The sequence below is a fragment of the Nguyenibacter vanlangensis genome, assembly GCF_038719015.1.
GTDB lineage: Bacteria > Pseudomonadota > Alphaproteobacteria > Acetobacterales > Acetobacteraceae > Gluconacetobacter > Gluconacetobacter vanlangensis.
The window spans coordinates 1,448,013-1,470,613 of the sequence record NZ_CP152276.1; the positions used below are offsets into that span (position 1 = coordinate 1,448,013).

Sequence of the window (22,601 nt, forward strand, 5' to 3'; positions counted from 1 at the left end):
ACGGCATGATGCTGCGCACGGGATATTGGCGGTATGCGGGTCGGCCGGGCATCCTTCGCGCCGGCCCGCATGTGCTGGCGACCCTGCTGATGGTGGCGGCCGCGCTCTCCTGCACCGCGCCGTCCTGCATGGCGGAGACGATCGGCACCGGCGCCATTCCGATCCTGGTCTATCATCGCTTCGATCCCGTGCGGCGCGGCCCGACGACCGTCACCATTGCCGCATTCGAACGGCAACTGGACTGGCTTGCCGCGCATCGGTACCGCATCGTGCCGCTGCGGCAGGCCGTCGATATCCTGCAGGACATCGCAGCCTCCGACGGCCCCGTCGCCGCGATCACGGCCGATGACGGCCATGTATCGGTCTATACGCAGCTTTATCCGATCATCCTGCGCCGGCATGTTCCGGTGACCCTGTTCCTCTATCCCTCGGCCATTTCCCGGGCGTCCTATGCGCTGACCTGGGCGCAACTGGCCGAGATGCTGCGATCGGGCCTGGTGTCGGTGCAGTCCCATACCTATTGGCATCCGAATTTCCGCGTGGAACGCGCGCGCCTGGCGCCAGATGCCTATCGCACCTTCATCGCGGATCAACTGGCACGATCGAAATCGGTCCTAGCGCAGCATCTGGCGGTGCCGATCGACATGCTGGCCTGGCCGTTCGGCATCGCCGATCCCGAACTGTGCGCGGCGGCGCGGCGCGCCGGCTATCGCGCGGCCTTCGGCTATGGCGGCGGGGCCGCGCGTCCGGGCGTCGATCCGATGGATATTCCCCGTATCCCGATGTCGGATATCTCCATGCCAGGCGCCATCGCGGAGCATCCGCCTGCCGCCCGGCTGACCACCCGGCTGACCACAACGCCGGAGCGGGCGGCGCCATGAGCGACATGCGCCATTTCCGCCGGCCTGCCCTGGTCCTTGCCCTGGTTCTTGCCCCGGTCTTTGCCCCGGTCTTTGGCAGCCTGGCCTGGGGGTTGCCGCCGGCGCCGGGCGGCCGGGCGGCGGCCGTGACGCTGCATGTCGTCGATGCCGCGACCGGCCGCCCCGTCGCGGGCGCGCGCATCGTGCTGGGTGGCCAGGTGCCGGATGACCAGGTGCTGGAGACCGATGTTTCGGGGCGCGGCGTGATTGCTCGGACGGACGGGCGGGCCTTCATCCGCGCCCCCGGCTATCGCGCCGGCACGGCCGACATCGCCGCTCTGCCGCCCGATGGGACGATGGCTCTGACCCCCTTCGTGCCGAAGGCGCTGTATCTGTCCAGCTACGGCATCGGTTCGGCCGCGTTGCGGAACCGGGCGCTGGCGCTGATCGGGCAGTCCGGGCTGAACGCACTGGTCATCGACGTCAAGGGCGATCGCGGCCTGGTCCCCTATCCCAGCCGCATTCCCCTGGCGATCGCCGACGGGGCGCGCCGGATGACGACCATTCCCGACCTGGGTGCCCTGGTGCGCATGCTGCATGCCCGGAACCTGTATGCCATCGCGCGGATCGTCGTCTTCAAGGACCTGCCGCTGGCCTCGGCCCGGCCGGACCTTGCGGTGCGCCTGCCCGATGGCCGCCTGTTTCACGACCGGCAGGGCATGGCCTGGACCGATCCGTCCCAGCCCGCGGTGCGCCAGTACAACATCGCGGTCGCGATCGAGGCCGCGCAGGCCGGGTTTGACGAAATCCAATTCGATTACATCCGTTTTCCCGACGAGGCCGCGCGCAGCCGCTTTTTGGGCGCGGCCAGCCAGGCCGGCCGCGTCGCCGCCGTCACGGCGTTCCTGGCCGAGGCGCGCCGGCAGCTTCTGCCCTATAACGTCTATCTGGCCACCACGATTTTCGGCTATGTCGCGTGGAACCGGGACGATACCGGCATCGGGCAGCAACTGGAACGCATGGCGCCCCTGGTCGATTACCTGTCGCCCATGCTCTACCCGTCGGGCTTTACCTTCGGCATTCCCGGCGTCGGCGCGCCGACGCGCCATCCCTATGAGATCGTCTATCGCAGTCTGGAGATGGCACGGCGGCGCCTGGATATTTCGCCGAAACGCTTCCGCCCGTGGCTGCAGGCGTTTCGGGATTACGCATTCGACCGCATTCCGTTCGGACCGGACGAGATCGCAGCACAGATCCGGGCCGCGACCGATTTCGGGTCCGATGGATGGATGGTGTGGAATCCGCGCAATGTCTATGACGCGCTGCCCGCGAGCGCGTCCATGTCCGCGACCGCGCCCATGCCCGTCATCGCGGCGGGGCGTTAGTCCGACCCGGCGGCCGATCACCCCGGCCGGCATCGTCCAGAAACCCGAGGGACGAAACGGACGTTGTCCGGCCGGCCGCGGAACGCGGCCCAGCAGTGGAGGTGCGCATGCCGCCGATCCCGCCCCTGCCCGCCCTCCGGCGCTGATCCGGAATGGCCGGCCATGGCGCTGTTCAGCCCCGTCAGCAATCTTTACGCCCGGATCGGCGTGATTGCGGTCGCGCTGCTGCTGGCGGGCGGCGTGGGATGGTGGCTGGCATGGCCGCGCACGCATTATGCGCGCGGCGTGGGGTTCGATCGCGACCAGCCGGTGCCGTTCAGCCACCAGCATCACGTCGCAGGCCTGGGGATCGATTGCCGGTTCTGCCACAGCACGGTCGAGATCTCGTCGGACGCGGGGATGCCGCCCACCTATACCTGCATGACCTGCCATTCGCAGATCTGGACCAATGCCGCCCTGCTGGCGCCGGTGCGCCGCAGCCTGGCCGAAAACCACCCGATCGCCTGGCGGCGGATCACCGACCTGCCGGATTATGTCTATTTCAACCATGCGATCCACGTCGCCAAGGGCGTGGGCTGCGCGTCCTGCCATGGGGCGGTGGCCACCATGCCGCTGATGTACAAGCAATATAGCCTGACCATGGCGTTCTGCCTGGCATGTCATCGCAACCCCGGGCCGAACTTACGCCCCGCCGATGCGATCTTCGATACGGAATGGGTGCGCGGCCCGTCGACCCCGCCGCCGGCCGCGCTGATGGCGCGCTACGGGATCGGGGGGCGCAACCTGACCGAATGTTCGATCTGTCATCGCTAAATGTCCGGTCACGGAACAGCGAGGGCACGGAACAGCGAGGCCCGCATGGATGAGATTGCCGGCATGGACGCCGCACGCAGCGTTGCCGATGCCTGTCGCGGCCGCTGGCACAGGCTGCTGGACGGGCCGGCCGATCACAGGCTGGGACGGCGGCAAGTGATGCAGGCCGTGGCGGCATCACTGATGCTGGATGGGCTGGCGGGATGCGGCCAGGGCGAATCCCTGTTTCCTGCCGTGCGCGCGCCGGCGGGGATCGTGCCGGGGCGGCCGGACCATTATGCCAGCGCCCATGTGCTGGGCGGCGACGCGCTGGGCATCGTCGTGCGCCACACCACCGGCCGGCCGATCAAGATCGAGGGCAATCCGCATCACCCGGCCAGCCTGGGGGCCACCGACCCGTGGGCCCAGGCCAGCCTGCTGGATTTCTACGACCCGGACCGGGCGGCCGGCCTGCTGTACCGCGGCAGGCCGGCCGGCGCGGCGGCGCTGCGGGCCGAGCTGGCGGCGTTGCGCGACCGGCTGCAGGCGCGCCAGGGGGCGGGGCTGCGGCTGGTGACGGGACGCGTGACCTCGCCGACCCTGGGGCGGCTGATCGACCGGGCGGTCACCCGGTGGCCCGGGGCGCGGTGGCATCAATGGGAGCCGGCCTGGCGCGCGAATGCCGATGCGGGTGCGGTGCGCGCCTATGGCCGGCCGGTCGACCTGCTGCCCTATCCGGCCCGCGCCGACGTGATCCTGGCGCTGGACAGCGACCTGATCGGGTCGGCGCCGGGCCATGTCCGCCATGCGCGCGACCTGGCCGGACGGCGCAACCCGGCACGGACGGCGCGGATGAGCCGCCTGTACGCCATCGAGCCGACGCCGACCCTGATCGGCGCCGTCGCCGATCACCGTTTCCCCGCCGCGCCGGACGCGTTGCGGCGCCTGCTGGGCATGATCGGGGCGGCGATCCTGCAGGGCGCGGCCTTGCCGTCGGACGCGCCGCGCTGGCTGGCGCCGCTGATCCGCGACCTGCAGGCCCATCGGGGGGCGGCGCTGCTGCATGCCGGCCCTTCCCTGGCGCCCGAGGACCATGCGCTGGTCCTGGCGGTCAACGAGGCGCTGGGCGGACGGGGCCGTACCTTCGACCTGATCGACCCGACCGCCTATCGCAGCGTGGACATGGCGTCCGACATGGCCGAACTGCTGGACGACATGCAGGCCGGCCGGGTGGAGGCGCTGCTGGTCCTGGACAGCAACCCGGCCTTTACGCTGCCCGGCTTCGCCGACGCGATGGCGCGGGTGGACCTGACCGTCGCCCTGGCCCGCGCGCCGGACGAGACATCCGCCCTGGCGCGGTGGTCCGTGCCGCTGGCCCATGATTTCGAATGCTGGGGCGATGCGCGGGCCTTCGATGGCACCGCCACGATCATGCAGCCGCAGGCGCTGCCGCTGTTCGGCGCCGTCAGCGCGCCGGCCATCCTGGACGCGCTGGCGGAACCGGAGGGCGCTGGCTCTCCGGGGTCCTACGACGCCTGCCGCCTGACCTGGCGGGATCGGCTGGACGATGCGGCGTGGCGCGACGCGCTGGCGCTGGGGGTGGTGGGCGGGACGGCCCATGCCCCGCTGGATACGCCGCTGCGCCTGCCCTTGCGCGACCTGGCGCCGCCCCTGCCGCCCGTCCTGCCGCCTGCCGCCCCGGATGGGCCGCGCCTGGCCTGCCGCCCCGACCCGCATCTGTGGGACGGGCGGTTCGCCAATAATCCGTGGCTGCAGGAACTGCCCCGCCCGGCGACCAGGCTGGTCTGGGACAATCCGCTGCTGATCGCCCCCGCCACGGCGCGGGCGCTGGGCCTGGTGAACGGGGCGGAGGTCGAGATCGCGGCCGGCGGCCGGACCATGCGCCTGCCGGTCTGGATCGTGCCGGGCCAGGCGGCGGGAATCGTGGTCGCGCAGTTCGGCGCGGGCCGCCATGTGGTGGGGACGGTTGGGCGCCACGCCGGCTATGACACATATCCGTTGCGCCCGGCCGAGGGCGCCGCCGTCACGTTGCGCCCGACCGGCCGGCAGGTCGCGATCGCCAGCACCGATCATCACGACATCATGGATGCCGGCCCCGGAGACATCGCGCGCCAGGGCACGCTGGCCGAATTCCTGGCCCGTCCCGATTTCCTGAAAGGGGACGCCGTCGGTCCCGAACTGTACCGGCTGCCGCCCGGCGGGCAGACCGCCTGGGGGATGAGCATCGACCTGAATGCCTGCATCGGCTGCAATGCGTGCGTCGCCGCCTGCGGCGCGGAAAACAACGTGCCGGTGGTCGGCAAGGATGCCGTGCTGCATCAGCGCGAAATGCACTGGCTGCGCATCGATCATTATTTCGACGGGCCGGAGGACGCGCCCGACATCCGCCGGCAGCCGGTGCTGTGCATGCAGTGCGAGCAGGCGCCGTGCGAGGTCGTCTGCCCGTTCGGCGCGACCATGCACGATCAGGAGGGCCTGAACGTCATGGTCTATAATCGCTGCGCCGGCACGCGCTTCTGTTCCAATAACTGCCCTTATCGCGTGCGGCGCTTCAATTACGGCGCCTATGCCGCCGCGGAACCGCGCCCCGCGGAATCGCGCAATCCCGACGTGACCGTCCGCGCCCGGGGGGTGATGGAGAAATGCACCTTCTGCATCCAGCGGATCGCGCAGGCCCGGATCGCGCACGATATCGACGGCACCCCCGAGCAGGTCACCACCGCCTGCCAGGCCGCCTGCCCGACCCGGGCCTTCACCTTCGGCGACCTGAACGACCCGGCATCCGACGTGGCGCGGCGCAAGCGCAGCCCGCTGGATTACGTGCTGCTGCCCGAGCACAACACGCGGCCGCGGGTGACCTATGAGGCGCAAATCCGCAATCCCAACCCGGAGATCGGCACATGACCGGCACAGGCGAGGCGCCGCTGGTGGCCCCGGGCCAGACCGCGACCACGATGACCGACGCGGTCTGTGCCGTGCCGCTGGGCGGCGCGTCCTATCGCTGGTGGTGGGCGGCCTTCGTGCCCGCGCTGGCCCTGCTGGCGGGAATGGCGGTCGCGGTGGGGCGGCTGTTCTATCTGGGCATCCGGATCTGGGGGAACAACTGGCCCAATGTCTGGGGTTTCGACATTCTTTCCTATGTCTGGTGGATCGGGATCGCCAGCGGCGGCACGTTCATTTCGGCGTTCTTCTTTCTGGTGCGGGTGGAATGGCGCACCGCGATCAACCGCATCGCCGAGACGATGACCCTGTTCAGCGCGCTGTGCGCCGCGCTGTATCCGATCCTGCACCTGGGGCGGCCATGGTATTTCTACTGGCTGTTCCCGTATCCAAACACCATGGATCTGTGGCCGAATTTCAAAAGTCCGCTGATGTGGGACTTCATCGCCATCCTGACCTATGTCGTCGCGTCGGCGCTGTTCTGGCTGTTCGGGCTGCTGCCGGACCTGGCGACCTTGCGCGACCGGGCCGCGGAGCGGCGGACGCGGATCCTGTATGGCATCGCGGCGCTGGGCTTTCGCGGCGACGGCCGGCAATGGCGGCATTTCCGCGCCATCTATGCCGTGATGGCCGCGGTGATGGCGCCGCTGGTCTGTTCGGTCCACAGCGTGGTCGGGCTGGATTTCGCGGGCGGCGAGGCGGCGGGCTGGCATGCCAGCTTCTATCCGCCCTTCTTCGTCTTCGGGGCGGTGCTGTCGGGTTTTGCCGCCGTGCTGCTGCTGGTCATCCCGCTGCGGCGGATCTGGCGTTTCCACGCCTATATCACCGCGCGCCATATCGACGTGCTGTGCCGCCTGACCCTGACCGCCAGCCTGTGCGTCAGCTATGCCTATCTGGTCGAGATCTTTACGGTCTATTACGCGCAGGACGCGACCGAGCTGCGCATGTTCCACGAGCGTCTCTTCGGCTTCGATTCCGGCGTGTACTGGGCGACCATCGTGCTGAACTGCCTGCTGCCGCAGCTTTACTGGTGGCGCGCGGCGCGGCGGACGATCCCGACCGTGCTGGTCGTCTCGCTGGGCGCGGTGGTCGGGATGTGGCTGGAACGGTACGGCATCGTCATCCAGATCCCGCGCATCGGGCCGCTGCCGTCCTCGTGGGGCTATTACCACCCGACCCTGTGGGACTGGACCCTGTTCGCCGGCACGGTGGGGCTGTTCGCCACCGGCTTTCTGCTGACCATCCGCGTGGTGCCGGCGATTTCCATGTTCGAGATGCGCGCGCTGCTGCCCGCGCGGCGCGCCTGAGCGGGACAGGGCCCATGGCGCCAACACATCCTGTCCACCGTCATGTCCTGGGCGGCTTCGCCACCGCCGCGCAGCGCGATGCGGCCATGGCGCGGCTGGGCGCGCAGGGCTTTCCGCCCGCTTCGTCGTACGGCCCGACGGAGCCGGACGCCGGGATGGGCGCCGGGATGGGGAGCGGGTCGCGGTTGCCGGTCGTCATGCTGCTGGGCGGGATGGTCGGCGCGCTGGGCGCGTTCGGCCTGCAATCCTATGCCACGGTGGCGGCGTATCCGCTGGATATCGGCGGGCGGCCGCATTTCTTCTGGCCGGCCTATATTCCCTTCGCGCTGGAGGCCGGCTTCATGGGCGCCATGCTGAGCGGTTTCGCGAGCTATCTGGTCGCCGCACGGCTGTTGCGGCTGTATGACCCGGTCGACGAAAACCCGTCCTTCCGCCGGGCGATGATCGATCACTGGTTCGTCGCGGTCGCGGCCCCCGACGACGCGGCGGGCGCGCGGATCGCCGACCTGCTGGGCGCGGAGGGCGCGTCGAGCATCGAGGAATACGCGGCCGATGCGCAACAGGCCGGTATGCGAGAGGAGCGCCGGGAATGAGAGATCGGCGGCGCCTTCTGCTGGCCGTGCTCTGCCTGCTGCCCGCCGCCGGGTGCGACGACATGCGCCACCAGCGCAAGGTCCTGCCCTGGTCGGACGCGCGGGGCGACCCGCCGCCCGTGCCGCCGCATGTCGTGGCTTTCGAGAGCCGTCCAGAGGCGCCGCCGCTGAGCCTGGCGCTGTTGCAGCGCGGGCAGCAGCGCTATCGCATCTTCTGCGCCCCGTGCCATGGCGAGACCGGCGACGGGCGCGGCATGATCGTCCAGCGGGGCTTCGCCCCCACGCCCGACCTGGCGGACGCGCGCATCGTCCGGGCCCCGACGCAGCGCTATGTCACGGTCATCGCCCAAGGCACGGGCAACCAGGGGACGGGCAACCAGGGGATGGGCAAGATGTACGGCTTCGCGCAGCGCATCCCGCCGGCCGACCGCTGGGCGATCGCGGCCTATGTCCGCGCGCTGCAGGCCGCCCGCGCCACCCGGCTGGCCGATCTGTCGCCCGGGGAGCGGAGCCGGCTGCCATGATGATGATGACGCCGCCCCGCCGTCCGGACGCGTCGATCCTCGGGCCCGCATTGGCCTGCGCGGTGCTGGGCGGGAGCGGCGCGCTGCTGGGCTGGCTGCTGGATCCCGCCGATTTCGCCGGGGCGTGGCTGGGCGCGCTGCTGCTGTGGATCATGTGGTCGCTGGGCAGCATGGCGCTGCTGCTGACCCATGCCCTGACAGGCGGGCGCTGGGGGCATGCCCTGCGCCCCGCGCTGCGCGATGCGGTGGCGGCGCTGCCGCTGCTGCTGCCGCCGCTGCTGGTGCCGCTGCTGCTGAACCTGTCGCCGCTCTATCGCTGGGCGCGGCCCGAGGCAGGGGCGGAGGCGGGGGCGGCGCTGCGCAATGGCCTGTGGCTGAACGCGCCTTTCTTCTCGGCCCGGGTGGTGGCCTATGCCCTGTTGTGGAGCGTGCTGTCCGCGATGATCGTGCGGCGGCTGCGCGCGGGGGCGTCGGTGGCGTCCTTTGCCGGACCGATGCTGTTCGTGCTGGCGGTAAGCTTCACCCTGGCGATGTTCGACCTGGCCATGTCGCTGGAGGATTTCACGTCCGGCATCTATGGCATGCTGTGTGCCGCCGATGCCGCGATCCTGGCGCTGTCGGTCGCGACCGCCAGTTCGCCCGAGCGGATTGGCGGCGCGGTGCGGGACGATCTGGGCCGGCTGCTGCTGGCGCTGACGGTCCTGTGGGCCTATCTGGCCTTCTGCCAGTTGCTGGTCGTCTGGCAATCGAACCTGGCCAGCGATGCCGGGTGGTATCTGCGCCGGCTGACGCCCTTCTGGACCGGGATGGGCGTGGCCCTGGCGGTGCTGCGCTTCGCGGTGCCGTTCTTCGTGCTGATCTGGCCCGCGGCGCGGCGCCGGGCGCGCGTGCTGCGGGGCATCTGCGTCCTGACCGCGGCCACCACCGTGCTGCATGTCTGGTGGCTGGTCCTGCCCGCGCTGGGGCGGCGGCCGGACGGGCTGGATGCGGCATGCCTGCTGGCCTTCGGCGGGGTGACGGCGCTGGCGTGGCTGTATTACCGGCCGCCGGCGCACCCGACCCGCGCGGGAGGCGGCGCATGAGCCGCTATGGCGAACATGACCTGCCGCCCGCGCGGCGCGAGGAGGCGGATATTTCCTTCCGCGCGGCGGCGCTGGGCCTGGGCGCCACGCTGCTGACGCTGGCGGGGCTGGCGGGGGCGTGCATCCTGCTGTTCGGGCCGGCGATGCGCGACCAGGCCACGATGCTGCCGCTGCCCGTCCTGCCCGCGCCGCGCCTGCAGGCCCGGCCGGACATGGACATGGCGCGGGACCGGCAGCGGGACCTGGCGGCGCTGAACGGGCTGTACTGGGTCGATCGCGGCGCGGGGCTGGTGCATCAGCCGATCGACGCGGCGATGGCGCGGCTGGCGCGGCAGGGGATCGGCGACTGGCCGGCCCCGCCGCCCGGCGGCCGCTAGGCGGGCGGCATGATCGCCGCCACCCGCACCGCCGCCGAGACCGACTGGCTGCTGCTGGCGCTGGTCGTGGTCAGCGCTTTGGTGCTGGTGCTGGTCTTCGGCCTGATGGTGTATTTCGGCTGGCGGTTCCGGGCCGGCAACCCGATGCGGCGCAGGCCGTTGCCGACCCGGACGTTCGGGCTGGAAGTCGGCTGGACGGCGGCGACCATGCTGGCCTTCTTCGTGCTGGATGTGTGGGCGGCGGACCTGTATCTGCGCCAGATGCACGCGCCGGAGGGCGCGATGAAGATCGCGGTCACCGCCAAGCAATGGATGTGGAAGGCCGAGCAGCCGAACGGCGTGCGCGAGATCAACCTGGTGCATCTGCCGGTGGATCGCGACATCGAGATCGTCATGACGTCCGAGGACGTGATCCATGATTTCTCGGTGCCGGCCTTTCGCATCAAGCGCGACGTGCTGCCCGGCCGCTATACGATGATCTGGTTCCATACCACCCGCACCGGGCGGTTTCGCCTGTATTGCGACCAATATTGCGGATTGGACCATGCGCTGATGGTCGGCCACGTGATCGTCATGCCGGCCGCCGCCTATCGGGACTGGCTGGATCATCCCGGCGGCGACGCGGCATCTCCGGCTGAAGGAGCGGCCCCATGAACGTCCTGCCATCCCACGCGCCCGGCGGGAATTACCTGACCGACGGGCTGACCCTGCGCTCGTGGCTGCTGACGACCGACCATAAGCGCATCGGCCTGCTGTATATGGGCACGATCCTGCTGTTCTTCCTGCTGGGGGGCGCGGCAGCGGCGCTGATCCGCTTCAACCTGCTGTCGCCGGCGGGGCTGCTGGGGTCGCGGGCGGCCTATGACCGGCTGTTCACCATGCACGGCATCATCATGGTCTGGTTCTTCCTGGTGCCGGCGGCGCCGGCCGTGCTGGGAAATTTCGTGCTGCCGCTGATGGTCGGCGCGCGCGACCTGGCCTTTCCGCGCCTGAACCTGGCGAGCTGGTATCTGTTCCTGGCCGGCGGGGCCTGCGTGCTGACCGCGTTCTTTCGCGGCGGGCTGGATACCGGCTGGACCTTCTATGCCCCGTTTTCGACCGGTTATGCGCACGGCATGGTGGCGCTGGCGGCGCTGGGCATCATCCTGGCGGGCTATTCCTCGATCGCCGGGGGGCTGAATTTCATCATCACCATCCACCGGCTGCGCGCGCCGGGCCTGACCTGGTACCGGCTGCCGATCTTCTGCTGGTCGCTCTATGCCACCAGCATGCTGAACGTGCTGGCGACGCCGGTGCTGACGATGGTCCTGATGATGATGGCGGCCGAGCGGATCTGGGGGGTGGGATTCTTCGGCCCGGTCATGGGCGGTGATCCGCTGCTGTTCCAGCACCTGTTCTGGTTCTATTCGCACCCGGCGGTCTATATCATGATCATGCCGGGCTTCGGCATCGTCAGCGAGGTCATTCCGGCCTTCGCCTCGCGCCCGCTGTTCGGATACAAGTTCGTCGCCTGGGCCAGCATCGCCATCGGCGTCATCAGCTTCTTCGTCTGGGGCCACCATATGTTCGTGGCCGGCGTCTCGACCTTTTCGAACACCGTGTTCTCGCTGCTGTCCTATGGCGTCGCGGTGCCGTCGGCGATCAAGGTGTTCAACTGGATCGGCACGCTGGAGCGCGGCTATGTCCGCCTCGACGCGCCGATGCTCTATGCGCTGGGTTTCGTGGGGCTGTTCACCACCGGGGGATTGTCCGGGCTGTTCCTGGCCGGGCTGGGGGCGGACGTCTATCTGCACGATACCTATTTCGTCATCGCGCATTTTCACTTCATCATGGTCGGCGGCATGGTCACCGCCTTCTTCGCCGGGCTGCATTTCTGGTGGCCCAAGATGACCGGGCGGCTCTATTCGGCCTTCTGGTCCCGCTGTGCCGCGATCCTGCTGTTCGCCGGCTTCAACGTCACCTTCATGCCGCAATATATCCTGGGCTATCTGGGCATGCCGCGGCGCTATGCGTCCTATGACCCGCAATTCACCGCGCTGAACGTCATGTCCACCGGGGGCGCGCTGATCCTGGCGGCGGCCTATGTCCTGCCGCTGGTCTATCTGGGCGCGTCGCTGCTGCGCGGCGCGCGCGCGCCGGCCAATCCGTGGGGGGCGACCGGGCTGGAATGGCAGGCCGCCTCTCCGCCGCCCACCGAGAATTTCGCCGTCATTCCGGTGGTCACCGGACCGCCCTATGCCTATCCCCGCCGGGAAGAGGACATGCCGCCATGACGATCCAGGACCGGGTGGAATTCCAGTTTCGCGACATGCGCGAGCAAGCCGCGACCGCGATTGCCGGCATGTGGCTGTTCCTGGCGACCGAGGGCTTGTTCTTCGGCGGGCTGTTCCTGGCCTGGCTGACCTATCGGGTGCGTTTCCCGGCCGGTTTCGCCCAGGCGGCGCGGCAGACCGACCTTGCGATCGGCACGATCAACACGATGGTGCTGATGACCTCCAGCGCGCTGTTCGCCTGCGGCCTGCCGGCGGTCCGGCTAGGCCACAGGCGGCGCCTGATCCTGCTCTGCCTGGCGACCGGGCTGCTGGGACTGGTCTTCATGGGGCTGAAACTTTACGAATGGCGCCTGGATCTTGCGCGGCACCTGCTGCCCGGCGCGATCGCCCGCGACCCGGCGACGCCGCCGGGCGCCGCCCTGTTCTGGATGTTCTACTGGCTGGGAACGGTCCTGCACATGGCGCATCTGGCGATCGGGCTGGGGCTGATCGCGTGGATCGGCCGGCTGGCCGCGCGCGGCCGGGTCCATCCGGGATATTACACCCCGGTCGAAGCGGTGGGGCTCTATTGGAGTTTCGTCGACCTGCTGTGGATGATTCTGTTTTCGCTGATCTATCTGGGTGCGTCGTGAAGCCGCCCGCCCGCCATCCCTACCTGCCCTATGGCCTGACCTGGCTGGCGCTGGCCGGGCTGCTGGCGGCGCAGCTTCTGGTCACGCGCGTGCTGGGGCGGCCGGACTGGGCGCCGCTGTTCGGCCTGGCCATGGCGGCGCTGGTTGCCCTGTTCTTCATGAATCTGCGCAATGGCTCGGCGTTGTCGCGCATCTTCGCGATCGCCTGCGTGGTGTGGCTGACGGTCATGCTGGGGCTGGGGATCATCGATCCGCTGACGCGCACCGCCGTCATGCCCCCCTGACGTCCGGCCCGGGCTCGCGCAGCAGGCGGTCCAGGTCGGCGGCGATGCATGCGGCCGGATCGTTGCCGTCATGCTCGGTGGAAATCAGCAGGCGTGCCCGCGACGCACGGTCGAAGACATAGAGGGCCTCGCTGTGCGTCACGCGATAGGGAGGGCCCGGGGTGACGTCGTAGGCCAGGCGATAGCGCGCGGCCAGGCGGGCCAGAGCGTCGTCCGAGCCGCGCAGCCCGACGAAGGACGGGCCGAACTGCGCGACATAGGATCCGAGGCGCGCATCGGTATCGCGCAGCGGATCGACCGTGACGAACAGCACCCGTACAGCCCCCGCCGCCGCCCCCAGGCGCGCGAGGGCCGATGCCGCATAGTTCATGGTCATGGGGCAGAGATCGGGACAGAGCGTATAGCCCAGATAGAGCATGCAGATCGTGCCGCGGAAATCGGCCTGCGTCACCGCCCGGCCCTGCGGCGCGCGATGCAGGGCGAAGGCCAGGTCGGGCGAGATGCCGCGCACGTCCATGCCGTACCAGGGAGCCTGGCGCCGGCAGGCGGCGAGCGCGACGCCGCCCAGCATCGCCAGCGCCGCGCGGCGCGTGACGGGCGGACGCCCGAGCGGGCCGGTCATGCGGCCCCCCGGACGGTCGCGGCGGGCGTATCGTCGCGCCATAGCCGGCCGAACAGGATCAGGGCGGCGAGCGCGCTCATCATCCCGCCGCCATAGCAGACGATCGAACCGCCGATCTGCTGGTCCAGCCCGGCATCGATGCCGGGGACCAGCCGGCCGCATATGTCGTAATAGGGATAGATATCGCGCCCGGCGAAGGCGATCGCCGCCCCGGCGGCGATCTGCGGCAACTGCACCGCCGTCACCAGGAACAGGCGCGCCGGCTGGGAAAGGATGCCACCCCCTCCCCCCGGGCGCGGATCGAGGATCAGGAACCAGAACAGCAGGCCGTCGATCACCATGCCGGCATTCATGACCGCGAACAGGGTCGGGTCCAGCATCGCCCGGACATGCACGGGCGGGATCAGCCACAGCCAGACCAGTCCGAAAAACAGCAGGCAGGCCGGCACGGGATGCTGCACCCACCGCATGACCGCCCATATCGCCGGCCGGCCGAGGGCGGCCCGCAGCCGGCGCGGCGCCCCGTGACGGAGTACCGGCCCCGGGTCGGACAGCGCGATCAGGAACGGCCCCAGATGATGCATCGCCAGATGCTGCACCCGGTTGAAGGTGAAGAGATGCTGCGCGGCATAGAGGAAATGGGTCTGCAGCACCGCATAGATCGCCCCCACCCCCAGCAGGAAGAAGACGGGCGCCCGTCCCGGCCCGATCCCCGATATCATCCCCCGGCGGCGCAGGCGCCGCCAGCCGCGGCAATAGAGCCACAGCGCCAGCATGCAGCCGCCATAGACGGGCCAGGAAAAAACGCTGGGCATCCACCAGGGCAGATGGGCGGGCCAGCGATCGCACAGCACGTCCATCGCGCCGCCGGCCAGCACGATCGCGGCCGGCACGACGCATTCCCCAGCCCGAGCCCGAGCCCTGGCCCAAGCCCTGGCCCAAGCCCTGGCCCAAGCCCTGGCCATGTCCCGCCATGCCGCACCAGACACGGCATTCCTCCTTTGCCGGCACCACCCTGTCCGCCGACCGTAACCGCGCGGATGCGGGCGGGTTCCGGCGGTATCTTCACCCCTGTTTTTCATCCCCGCCGTCTTTTTCACGTCGCGGTGACCATGGCTTCCATCCACGGAAGCGCGGGCGCACATTAGGCCCGCCAGCCGGCCCAGCCCTGGCATCATCCCGAGCGGGGGGCGATCCTGGCCCCGTCCGCGAAACGATGCGAGACGTGTCATGGGACTTTTCACAAAAGACGTGCATTCGATGAATGATCTCTTCACGCATCAGTTGAAGGATATCTTCTATGCCGAAAAGCGAATCCTCGGCGCCCTGCCGAAGATGATCGACAAGGCATCGTCCCCCGAGCTCAAGGAGGGATTGCGGTCGCATCTCGAGGAAACGAAAGGCCATGTCGTCCGCCTGGAACAGGTGTTCCAGATGCGCGGAATCACGCCCGCCACCGTGAAATGCCCGGCGATCGACGGCATTATCGAGGAAGCCGAGGACGTGTCGGGCGATGTGGACAATGCGCAGGTGATGGACGCCGCCATCGCCGCATCGGCCCAGGCGGTGGAACATTACGAAATCACCCGCTATGGCACGCTGATCGCCTGGGCGAAGGAGCTGGGCCATCCGGAATGCGCGGACATCCTGGGCATGACCCTGAGCGAGGAATACGCCGCCGACGACAAATTGACGAAACTGGCCGAGGAGCGGCTGAACAAACAGGCGGCGTAACGCCCGGACGGGCCACCGGCCGCCCGGCGCGGCTGGTGGCGGGAGCCGCGTACGGAGGCGCGTAATGGCGATATCTGCATGACGGCGCGGGCCAATTGGCGCGGCACGCTGCGGATCGGCGAACTGGATTGCCCGGTCGCGCTCTATACGGCCGTATCCACCGCCGAGCGCGTGGCGTTTCACATCATCAACCGCGCCACCGGCCACCGGGTTCGCCGGCACTATGTCGACGAGGCCACCGGCGAGCCGGTGGAGCGGGACGACCAGGTCAAGGGTTATGAGACCGAGCCGGGCGAATACGTGATCCTGGATGCGGACGACATCGCCGAGGCGGTGCCGGACAGTGACAAGATCCTGTCGGTGACTGCGTTCGTGCGCAGCGACGAGATCGATGACCTGTACATGGATCGTTCCTATTACCTGGCGGCGGGCACGGCGGACGCGCGCGCGCGCCATGCCCTGGTCCGCGATGCCATGCGCGCCAGGCACGTGGGGGCGCTGGCGCGGACGGTGCTGTTCCGCCGCGTCCGCACCCTGTTGATCCAGCCGGAGGGCGACGGGCTGATCGCGACCGTCCTGAACACCAGGGACGAAATCCATCCGGCGCAGGAGGCGTTTGCCGACCTGCCCGACCTGGCGCTGGACGACGACATGATCGCGCTGGCGCAGCAGATCATCCGAAGCAAATCGGGTCATTTCGACCCCACGCAATTCACCGACCGGTACGAGGCCGCGCTGGGCGACCTGATCCGGGCGAAGCTGGCCGGCCGGGTGCCCCGGGCACCGCCGCGGCGTCCGGCCGGCCAGGTGATCGACCTGATGGCGGCGCTGCGGGCCAGCGCGCAGTCCGCGCCCCCTGCCCGCCCCGCGTCCGGCCACGCCAGGCGCGGAAAGCCGCAGCGTCGCAAGGCCGGATGAACCATGGGCCTGGCATCCTATCGCCAGAAGCGCGATTTCCGCGTGACGCCGGAACCCGCCGGCGATGCCGCCCCGGCGGGCGGGCACATGTTCGTGGTCCAGAAACATGCGGCGCGGCGCCTGCATTACGATTTTCGCCTGGAGATGGACGGCGTGCTGAAAAGCTGGGCCGTCACGCGGGGGCCCAGCCTGGTCGCCGGCACGCGGCGGCTGGCCGTCCATGTCGAGGACCATCCGCTGGATTATGGCGGGTTCGAGGGCGTGATCCCGCGGGGCCAATATGGCGGCGGTACCGTGGAAATGTGGGACCGGGGGACATGGACCCCGCTGCATGACCCCGCGGCGGGCCTGGCGAAGGGCCACCTGGATTTCGAACTGCATGGCGAAAAGCTTCGCGGGCGCTGGCATCTGGTGCGCATGCGCCCGCGCAAGCCGGAGCGGCGCGAGAACTGGCTGCTGATCAAGGGCGAAGACGATGCGGCCAGGGCGGCGAGCGATCCGGATATCCTGGAAGAACAGCCGGATTCGATCGCCACCGGACGGTCGATCGCCCAGATCGCAGCCGGCCAGAGCGCGGCCCGCCAGGGCACGGCCGATACCGTTACGGCCGATGACGCGGCGGCGCCCGGCGCGCCGGGCGGCCTGCCGGGGGCGCGGGCCGGAACGCTGCCCGATTTCGTCGCGCCGGCCCTGGCCAGCCTGGCCCGCATCGCGCCCCGGGGTCCGCAATGGCTGCATGAGATCAAGTTCGACGGCTATCGCCTGCTGGCCCGGATCGATGGCGGGCATGTCCGGCTGCTGACCCGGACCGGGCTGGATTGGAGCGATCGCTTCGGCCCGCGACTGGCCGCCGCCCTGGCCGCCTTGCCGGTCCGGCATGCGCTGATCGACGGCGAACTGGTGGTGGAGCGGCCGGACGGCGCGTCCGATTTCTCGGCGCTGCAGGCCGATCTGAGCGCCGGGCGGACCGATCGCTTCGCGTTCTATGCCTTCGACCTGCTGTATCTCGACGGGTACGACCTGCAGGCGGCGCCGCTGGACGCGCGCAAGGGGCTGCTGCATCGGCTGGTATCCGCCGAGACCGGCGTGCTGCGCTTCAGCGCCCATTTCGGCGCGGCGGGGGACGCGGTGCTGCGCCAGGCCTGCCGGCTGGGGCTGGAGGGCGTCGTCTCCAAGCTGCGGAATGCGCCCTATCGGCCCGGGCGGAGCCGGGACTGGATGAAGACCAAATGCCGGGCGCGGCAGGAATTCGTGATCGGCGGCTACATGCCCTCGCGCAGCGCGCCGCGGGCGATCGGTTCGCTGGTGCTGGGGGTCCACGATGCCCATGACCGAAGCCGGCTGGTGCATGTGGGGCGGGCCGGCACCGGCTTTACCGCCGACATGGCGCGGGACCTGTTTCGCCGCCTGGCGCCGCTGACCATTCCGCGCAGCCCGTTCGCCACGCCGCTGACCGCCGTGGAGCGGCGCGATATCCGCTATCTGCGCCCCGAACTGGTGGCCGAAATCGCCTTTCAGGGCTGGACGGCCGACGGGCATGTGCGCCAGGCGTCGTTTCGCGGCCTGCGCGAGGACAAGCCGGCCGCCGACATCATCCGGGAGGAGACGCCCCTTGCGTCGACAGGACGCGCCATGGACCTGACCCATCCCGACCGGCCCTATTGGCCCGATGCCGGCATCACCAAGCAGGATCTGGCCGCGTATTACGCGGCGATCTGGCCGCATATCGCGCCCTTCATCACCGATCGGCCGCTGGCGCTGCTGCGTTGCCCGACCGGGATCGGAGGGGCGCGGTTCTTTCAGAAACATCCGTGGCAGGGCGCCGGCAAGCCTGTCGTTGCGCTGCACGATCCCCGGGCGGCGGCGGGGGAACGGCTCATCGGCATTCGCGACCTGGACGGGCTGATCGCGCTGGTACAGGCCGCAAGTCTGGAAATCCATCCCTGGGGGGCCACGAGCCGGGATTGGGAGCATCCCGACCTGATCGTCATGGACCTGGACCCCGGCGAAGGCGTGCCCTGGCCGGCGGTCGTCGCGGCGGCCCGCGAGGTCCGGGCGCGCCTGGAACGGGCGGGGCTGGCGGCGTTCGCCAAGCTGTCGGGCGGCAAGGGGCTGCATGTCGTCAGTCCGCTGGCGCCGCGGGCGGACTGGGACATGGTCAAGGCCTTCGCCCGCGGCCTGGCGCAGGACATGGCGGCGGACAGTCCGGGCGCATACGTCGCCACCCTCAGCAAGGCACGCCGCCATGGGCGGATTCTGATCGATTACCTCCGCAACCAGCGCGGCGCGACCGCCGTCGCCCCCTATTCCACCCGCGCCCGGCCTGGTGCGCCGGTCGCCACCCCGGTGGCGTGGGACGAGCTGGGCCCGGACATCGGCCCGGCCCATTTCACCCTGGGCACCATCGCCGCGCGGCTGGCGGCGCCGGCGGCGGACCCATGGGCGGCGTTCCACGCCGCCGCCCGGCCGCTGGAGGCGGCGCGGCGAACGACAGGCGGGCGGGCAGGAGGCGGGCGGGCAGGAGGTGGGCGGGCGTGAACGCCCGTGGGCGGTCAGGACCGTTTGCGCCGCTTTCCTTTTCCGCTTTCGTCCCCGCCGGTTTCCTCCAGGCTGGCCCGCAGTGCGTCCATGATGCTGACGACCTGGCCGCCGGGTGCGGGCGCCGCGCCGGCTTTCGCCCGCCTGCGGCCGCGATGCCTGGCCGCGATCATCTCCAGCAGTTTCTCGCGCACCGGGTCGTCCAGCATGTCCGGGTCCCAAGGGCGGCTCTGCCGGTCGATCAGTTTCTGCAGCAGGCCCATTTCCGCGCGCCCGTATCCGTCCTCGGCGGGGGCGAAATAATCGGCGGCGTCCCGGACCTCGTTCCCGTAATGCAGCGTCCACAGGACCATCCCCCGGTCCCTGGGTTCCAGCAGGACGGCGCGTTCGCGCCGGTACAGGACCAGGCGGGAGATCCCGACCATGTTGCCGGCCGCCATGGCCGCCCGGATGACCGCGAAGGCTTCCGCCCCGACCGGATCGTTGGGCAGCAGGAAATGCGGCGTGTCGTACCAGACCAGGCCGACCTGCCCGGCCGGCACGAACTGCGTGACGTCGATCGTATGGGTGCTGTCCAGCGCGACCGCGTCCAGTTCGGCGTCCTCGAGCAGGACGTAGGATTCCTCGTCGCGCGGATAGCCCAGCACCTGGTCGTCATCGGCCACCGGCCGGCCGTCCAGGGCATCGACATAGCGGCTGAGCACCCGGTGGCCGGTCCGGCGATTGAGCGTGTGGAAATGCAGCGCGCCGCTGTCGCGCCGCACCGGCATCATCGCCACCGGGCAGGTGACCAGGGACAGTTTGAGATAGCCGGACCAGAATGCGCGTGCCGCCATGGTGCCCCCCTGGCATGCCCCCCCGCCTGCCTCCCCCCGCCTGCCCCTTCGCCGACAGGCTGCGAACGCCGGCGCCGCGCCCGGGTTGCCCGGTGGCGGGGTTGCCGCGCGCCGGAGCAACCGAATCCGGATCTTGCGCGTCATCAGCGGTCGGGATGAAAACGCAGCACGCCATCCGCGTCAGGCGGATCTACGACCCGCCCGCCCCCGATGACGGGGCGCGCATCCTGGTGGACCGGCTGTGGCCGCGGGGGATCAGCAAGGCCCACGCCGGCCTGGCGCTGTGGCTGAAGGAGGTCGCGCCGTCGGCCGAACTGCGCGCGTGGTTCGGGCATGATCCGGCGAAATGGGCGGCGTTCGCGCGGCGCTATCGCGCGGAACTGGACGCCAACCCGGCCGCCGTCGCGGAATTGATGCGGCAGGTCGCGGCGGGCCCGGTCACGCTGCTTTATGCCGCCCATGATCCCGCGCATAACCAGGCAATCGTGCTGGCCGCGTATCTGGCCGCATATCTGAAACGGGCGCGAGGCGGCTGACGGTCAGGGCAGTCCGGTGGCGAAACACGTCCGCACCGACGCCAGGCGCGCGACGCCCATCGACAGGCGCCGTATTCCGGCCTCGACCAGCAGCCGCGCCGTGCGGGGATCGCCCGCGGCCTCGCCGCAGACCGAGACCGGCCGGCCCGCCGCCTGGGCCACCACATGCGCGCACAGGTCCAGCACCGCCGGATGCGCCGCGTCGGCGAAGGCGGCCAGCGCCTGCTGCCCGCGTTCGGCCGCCATGACATATTGCGTCAGGTCGTTGGTGCCGATCGAAAAGAAATCGCAGCCTTCCACCAGGTCGCGCACCCGCAGCGCGGCGGCCGGGACCTCGATCATCGCGCCGACCGGCGGGACGGCGATCGCGAGCGCGCGGCAGGTTTCGGCCACCAGGGCGCGGGCGGCGCGCATTTCGTCGGCGACGGTGACCATCGGCATCATGATGCGCAGGTCCATGCCGGCCCCGGCCCGCAGGATCGCGCGCAGATGGGCGCGGAAGAAATCCGGACGGCGCAGCAGCGCCCGCAGGCCACGCACGCCCAGCGCCGGATTGTCCTCATGCGCCAGGGCCAGGAAGGGCATGGGCTTGTCCGCCCCGGCATCCAGGACGCGCAGCACGACCGGGCGGCCGGCCAGCGGTGCCAGCAGGGCGGCGATCCGGTCCTGCTGTTCGGCCTCGGACGGCGCGTCGGGCCGGTCGAGGAACAGGAATTCGGTGCGCACCAGGCCCGCGCCCGCCACCCCGGCGGCGGCGGCCGCCATGCTGTCGCGCACGCTGCCGATATTGGCCCAGAATTCCAGCATCGTGCCGTCGCGCAGGGGCAGGCTGGCGGGGCCGTCGGACAGCACGCCCGCGACGCGCTGCGCGAAACGCGCGGCGGTCGCGGCATCGGGGTCGGCCACGATCTCGCCCGTCGCGCCGTCGAAGGCGACGGTGCGGGGCGTGCCGTCCAGCATCACGCCGGCCAGGGCGGGAATGCCGGCGCCGCGCAGCAGGATCGCGGCGTGGCTGGTCGCGCCGCCCTGCCGGTCCAGCACGCCGATGACCGAGGCCGGCAGCGACGCGGCCTCGGCCGCCGACAGCGCATCGACCAGCAGGATGCAGGGCGTGTCGGGGATGGCCGGACCCGGCCGCGCGCTTTCGGGCACCAGGTGCCACAGCACCGCGCGTCCGATTTCCGCCACGTCCTGCCCCCTGGCGCGCAGATAGGGCGCGCTGAGCGCGTCATAGCGGGCCTGGGCCGCCGTCACCGCGCGCCACCAGGCCGCGGCCTCGTTCAGCCCGTCCTGCCGGATCGCCAGGAAAGCGGGGTCGGTCAGTGCCGGGTCGCGCAGCAGCGCGGCCTGCGCCACCATGATGGGCGCCCCGGCGCCGAGTTGCGCGAAGGCGGCGTCGATCGCCGCCTGCAGGCGCTGCCGCGCCGCATCGCGGTCCTGGGCCGGGTGGTCGGGAATGGCCGGCATCGCGCGGCGGACGACATGCAGCGGCCCGGTCACCCGGCCGGGCGAGACCGGAATCGCCCCGGCGGGCGCGGATGAAGGGACCCCTTCGGCGGCCGGCGCGGAAAGCGGCGCCTGGGCGGGCTCCTGGACCGACTCCTTGGCGGGCGCCTGGGCCAGCACGGCCGCCAGGGCCGCCGCCGCGCCGTCGGCCTGCGGGCCCGCGGCCTCGATCACGCAGGTCGCGCCGCCCGTGGCGTCCAGGGTCAGCAGCGCCGTCAGGCTGTCGCCCCGGGCGCTGCGCCCGTTCACCGTCAGGCGGATATCCGCATCATAGCGCGCCGCCGTCGCGACGATGGATGCCGCCGGGCGCAAATGGAGGCCGGCTGGGTCGGCGATGACGACCTGGCGGCGCGCCGTGGCGGCAATGGGCGGCGGCGCCTCCTGGGGCGGCCCGATATCGGCATGTTTCGCACCCAGCGCGTTCGCGGCCTCGGCCAGGATCCGCGCCACCGGCAGGTCGGCGCCGGCCGCCGTCGCGGCCGCCAGCGCGCCTTCGACGAACGGGGCGGGCGAGAGGTACAATTTGGCGCGCAGCGCGTCCGGCACCATGTCGCGCGCCATGTCGGCGCTCAGCAGGGCGCTGCCGATATCCATCAGCACGACGATGGCGCGGCAGGTTTCAGGCAGGGCCTCGATCGCGGCGACGATGGCCAGCGGGTCGGTGCCCAGCTCGCGCCCGTCCGGGCCGGCGCCGGCGGCGCGCGCGACGGCGACGCGCGCGCCGGTCATCTGCCGGACCAGCGTTTCGGTCGCCTCGGCCAGGGCCGCGCTGTGCGACACCAGCAGCAGGGCGACCGGCGCCGTGGGCGGGGCCGCCATGTCCGCCGCGATCATGCCGGGA

21 protein-coding genes are annotated in these 22,601 nt (G+C 70.5%); 17 read left to right on the top strand and 4 right to left on the bottom strand.

Annotation, left to right across the window (positions count from 1 at the left end):
• The first annotated feature begins 5 nt into the window (after positions 1 to 5).
• The 13 genes from AAC691_RS06560 (at position 6) to AAC691_RS06620 (ending at position 13,070) form a co-directional block, all read left to right on the top strand.
• Entirely contained in the window at positions 6 to 881 is an 876-nt protein-coding gene (locus AAC691_RS06560; RefSeq protein WP_342629402.1) for a polysaccharide deacetylase family protein, read from the top strand.
• Complete coding sequence (locus AAC691_RS06565; RefSeq protein ID WP_342629403.1) at positions 878 to 2,245, top strand: putative glycoside hydrolase; 1,368 nt, start codon at positions 878 to 880, stop codon at positions 2,243 to 2,245. Before AAC691_RS06560 ends, AAC691_RS06565 begins: the two co-directional genes overlap by 4 nt.
• A gap of 162 nt (positions 2,246 to 2,407) precedes the next feature.
• Positions 2,408 to 3,058 (top strand): cytochrome c3 family protein, encoded by a 651-nt coding sequence (locus AAC691_RS06570; RefSeq protein ID WP_342629404.1) that lies wholly within the window; start codon positions 2,408 to 2,410, stop codon positions 3,056 to 3,058.
• A gap of 45 nt (positions 3,059 to 3,103) precedes the next feature.
• Positions 3,104 to 5,962 (top strand): 4Fe-4S dicluster domain-containing protein, encoded by a 2,859-nt coding sequence (locus AAC691_RS06575; protein ID WP_342629405.1) that lies wholly within the window; start codon positions 3,104 to 3,106, stop codon positions 5,960 to 5,962.
• Complete coding sequence (nrfD, locus tag AAC691_RS06580) at positions 5,959 to 7,305, top strand: NrfD/PsrC family molybdoenzyme membrane anchor subunit (RefSeq protein ID WP_342629406.1); 1,347 nt, start codon at positions 5,959 to 5,961, stop codon at positions 7,303 to 7,305. Before AAC691_RS06575 ends, nrfD begins: the two co-directional genes overlap by 4 nt.
• 14 nt (positions 7,306 to 7,319) lie before the next feature.
• Complete coding sequence (locus AAC691_RS06585; RefSeq protein WP_342629407.1) at positions 7,320 to 7,898, top strand: quinol:electron acceptor oxidoreductase subunit ActD; 579 nt, start codon at positions 7,320 to 7,322, stop codon at positions 7,896 to 7,898.
• Positions 7,895 to 8,422 carry a cytochrome c gene (locus AAC691_RS06590; RefSeq protein ID WP_342629408.1) on the top strand — a complete coding sequence of 176 codons (528 nt, stop codon included), beginning with the start codon at positions 7,895 to 7,897 and terminating at the stop codon, positions 8,420 to 8,422. The genes AAC691_RS06585 and AAC691_RS06590 overlap by 4 nt, the downstream gene beginning before the upstream one ends.
• Entirely contained in the window at positions 8,419 to 9,504 is a 1,086-nt protein-coding gene (locus AAC691_RS06595) for a hypothetical protein (RefSeq protein WP_342629409.1), read from the top strand. Before AAC691_RS06590 ends, AAC691_RS06595 begins: the two co-directional genes overlap by 4 nt.
• A complete protein-coding gene (locus AAC691_RS06600; protein ID WP_342629410.1) occupies positions 9,501 to 9,881 on the top strand; it encodes a hypothetical protein in 381 nt (126 codons plus the stop codon). The genes AAC691_RS06595 and AAC691_RS06600 overlap by 4 nt, the downstream gene beginning before the upstream one ends.
• Positions 9,882 to 9,890: 9 nt before the next feature.
• Positions 9,891 to 10,535: a cytochrome c oxidase subunit II gene (gene coxB, locus AAC691_RS06605; RefSeq protein ID WP_342629411.1), complete on the top strand. Its 645-nt coding sequence runs from the start codon at positions 9,891 to 9,893 to the stop codon at positions 10,533 to 10,535.
• Positions 10,532 to 12,154 (top strand): cbb3-type cytochrome c oxidase subunit I, encoded by a 1,623-nt coding sequence (locus AAC691_RS06610; protein ID WP_342629412.1) that lies wholly within the window; start codon positions 10,532 to 10,534, stop codon positions 12,152 to 12,154. Before coxB ends, AAC691_RS06610 begins: the two co-directional genes overlap by 4 nt.
• Positions 12,151 to 12,786, top strand: coding sequence for a cytochrome c oxidase subunit 3 (locus AAC691_RS06615; RefSeq protein ID WP_342629413.1), 636 nt, complete (start codon positions 12,151 to 12,153; stop codon positions 12,784 to 12,786). Before AAC691_RS06610 ends, AAC691_RS06615 begins: the two co-directional genes overlap by 4 nt.
• Positions 12,783 to 13,070 carry a hypothetical protein gene (locus tag AAC691_RS06620; RefSeq protein WP_342629414.1) on the top strand — a complete coding sequence of 96 codons (288 nt, stop codon included), beginning with the start codon at positions 12,783 to 12,785 and terminating at the stop codon, positions 13,068 to 13,070. Before AAC691_RS06615 ends, AAC691_RS06620 begins: the two co-directional genes overlap by 4 nt.
• Here the strand turns inward: AAC691_RS06620 and AAC691_RS06625 are convergent.
• Entirely contained in the window at positions 13,057 to 13,692 is a 636-nt protein-coding gene (locus tag AAC691_RS06625) for an SCO family protein (protein ID WP_342629415.1), read from the bottom strand. The two genes, AAC691_RS06620 and AAC691_RS06625, sit on opposite strands and share 14 nt — an antisense overlap.
• Positions 13,689 to 14,585: a cytochrome c oxidase assembly protein gene (locus AAC691_RS06630; RefSeq protein ID WP_342629416.1), complete on the bottom strand. Its 897-nt coding sequence runs from the start codon at positions 14,583 to 14,585 to the stop codon at positions 13,689 to 13,691. The genes AAC691_RS06625 and AAC691_RS06630 overlap by 4 nt, the downstream gene beginning before the upstream one ends.
• A 337-nt stretch (positions 14,586 to 14,922) precedes the next feature.
• On the opposite strand from AAC691_RS06630, the gene AAC691_RS06635 reads away from it, so the two are divergent.
• The 3 genes from AAC691_RS06635 (at position 14,923) to ligD (ending at position 18,882) form a co-directional block, all read left to right on the top strand.
• Positions 14,923 to 15,426, top strand: coding sequence for a ferritin-like domain-containing protein (locus AAC691_RS06635; protein WP_342629417.1), 504 nt, complete (start codon positions 14,923 to 14,925; stop codon positions 15,424 to 15,426).
• Between the two features lie 78 nt (positions 15,427 to 15,504).
• Positions 15,505 to 16,344 carry a Ku protein gene (locus AAC691_RS06640; protein WP_342629418.1) on the top strand — a complete coding sequence of 280 codons (840 nt, stop codon included), beginning with the start codon at positions 15,505 to 15,507 and terminating at the stop codon, positions 16,342 to 16,344.
• A 3-nt stretch (positions 16,345 to 16,347) separates the two neighbouring features.
• Complete coding sequence (gene ligD, locus AAC691_RS06645) at positions 16,348 to 18,882, top strand: DNA ligase D (RefSeq protein ID WP_342629419.1); 2,535 nt, start codon at positions 16,348 to 16,350, stop codon at positions 18,880 to 18,882.
• A gap of 14 nt (positions 18,883 to 18,896) precedes the next feature.
• Here the strand turns inward: ligD and AAC691_RS06650 are convergent, their stop codons facing one another.
• On the bottom strand, positions 18,897 to 19,718 hold the full coding sequence (locus tag AAC691_RS06650; protein ID WP_342629420.1) for a Ku protein: 822 nt from the start codon (positions 19,716 to 19,718) through the stop codon (positions 18,897 to 18,899).
• 155 nt (positions 19,719 to 19,873) lie between these two features.
• Between AAC691_RS06650 and AAC691_RS06655 the strand changes: the two genes are divergently transcribed.
• Positions 19,874 to 20,254, top strand: a complete 381-nt coding sequence (locus tag AAC691_RS06655; protein ID WP_342629421.1) for a DUF488 domain-containing protein — start codon at positions 19,874 to 19,876, stop codon at positions 20,252 to 20,254.
• 3 nt (positions 20,255 to 20,257) lie between these two features.
• On the opposite strand, the gene dhaM is transcribed toward AAC691_RS06655, so the two are convergent.
• Complete coding sequence (gene dhaM, locus AAC691_RS06660; RefSeq protein WP_342629422.1) at positions 20,258 to 22,594, bottom strand: dihydroxyacetone kinase phosphoryl donor subunit DhaM; 2,337 nt, start codon at positions 22,592 to 22,594, stop codon at positions 20,258 to 20,260.
• Positions 22,595 to 22,601: the final 7 nt, after the last annotated feature.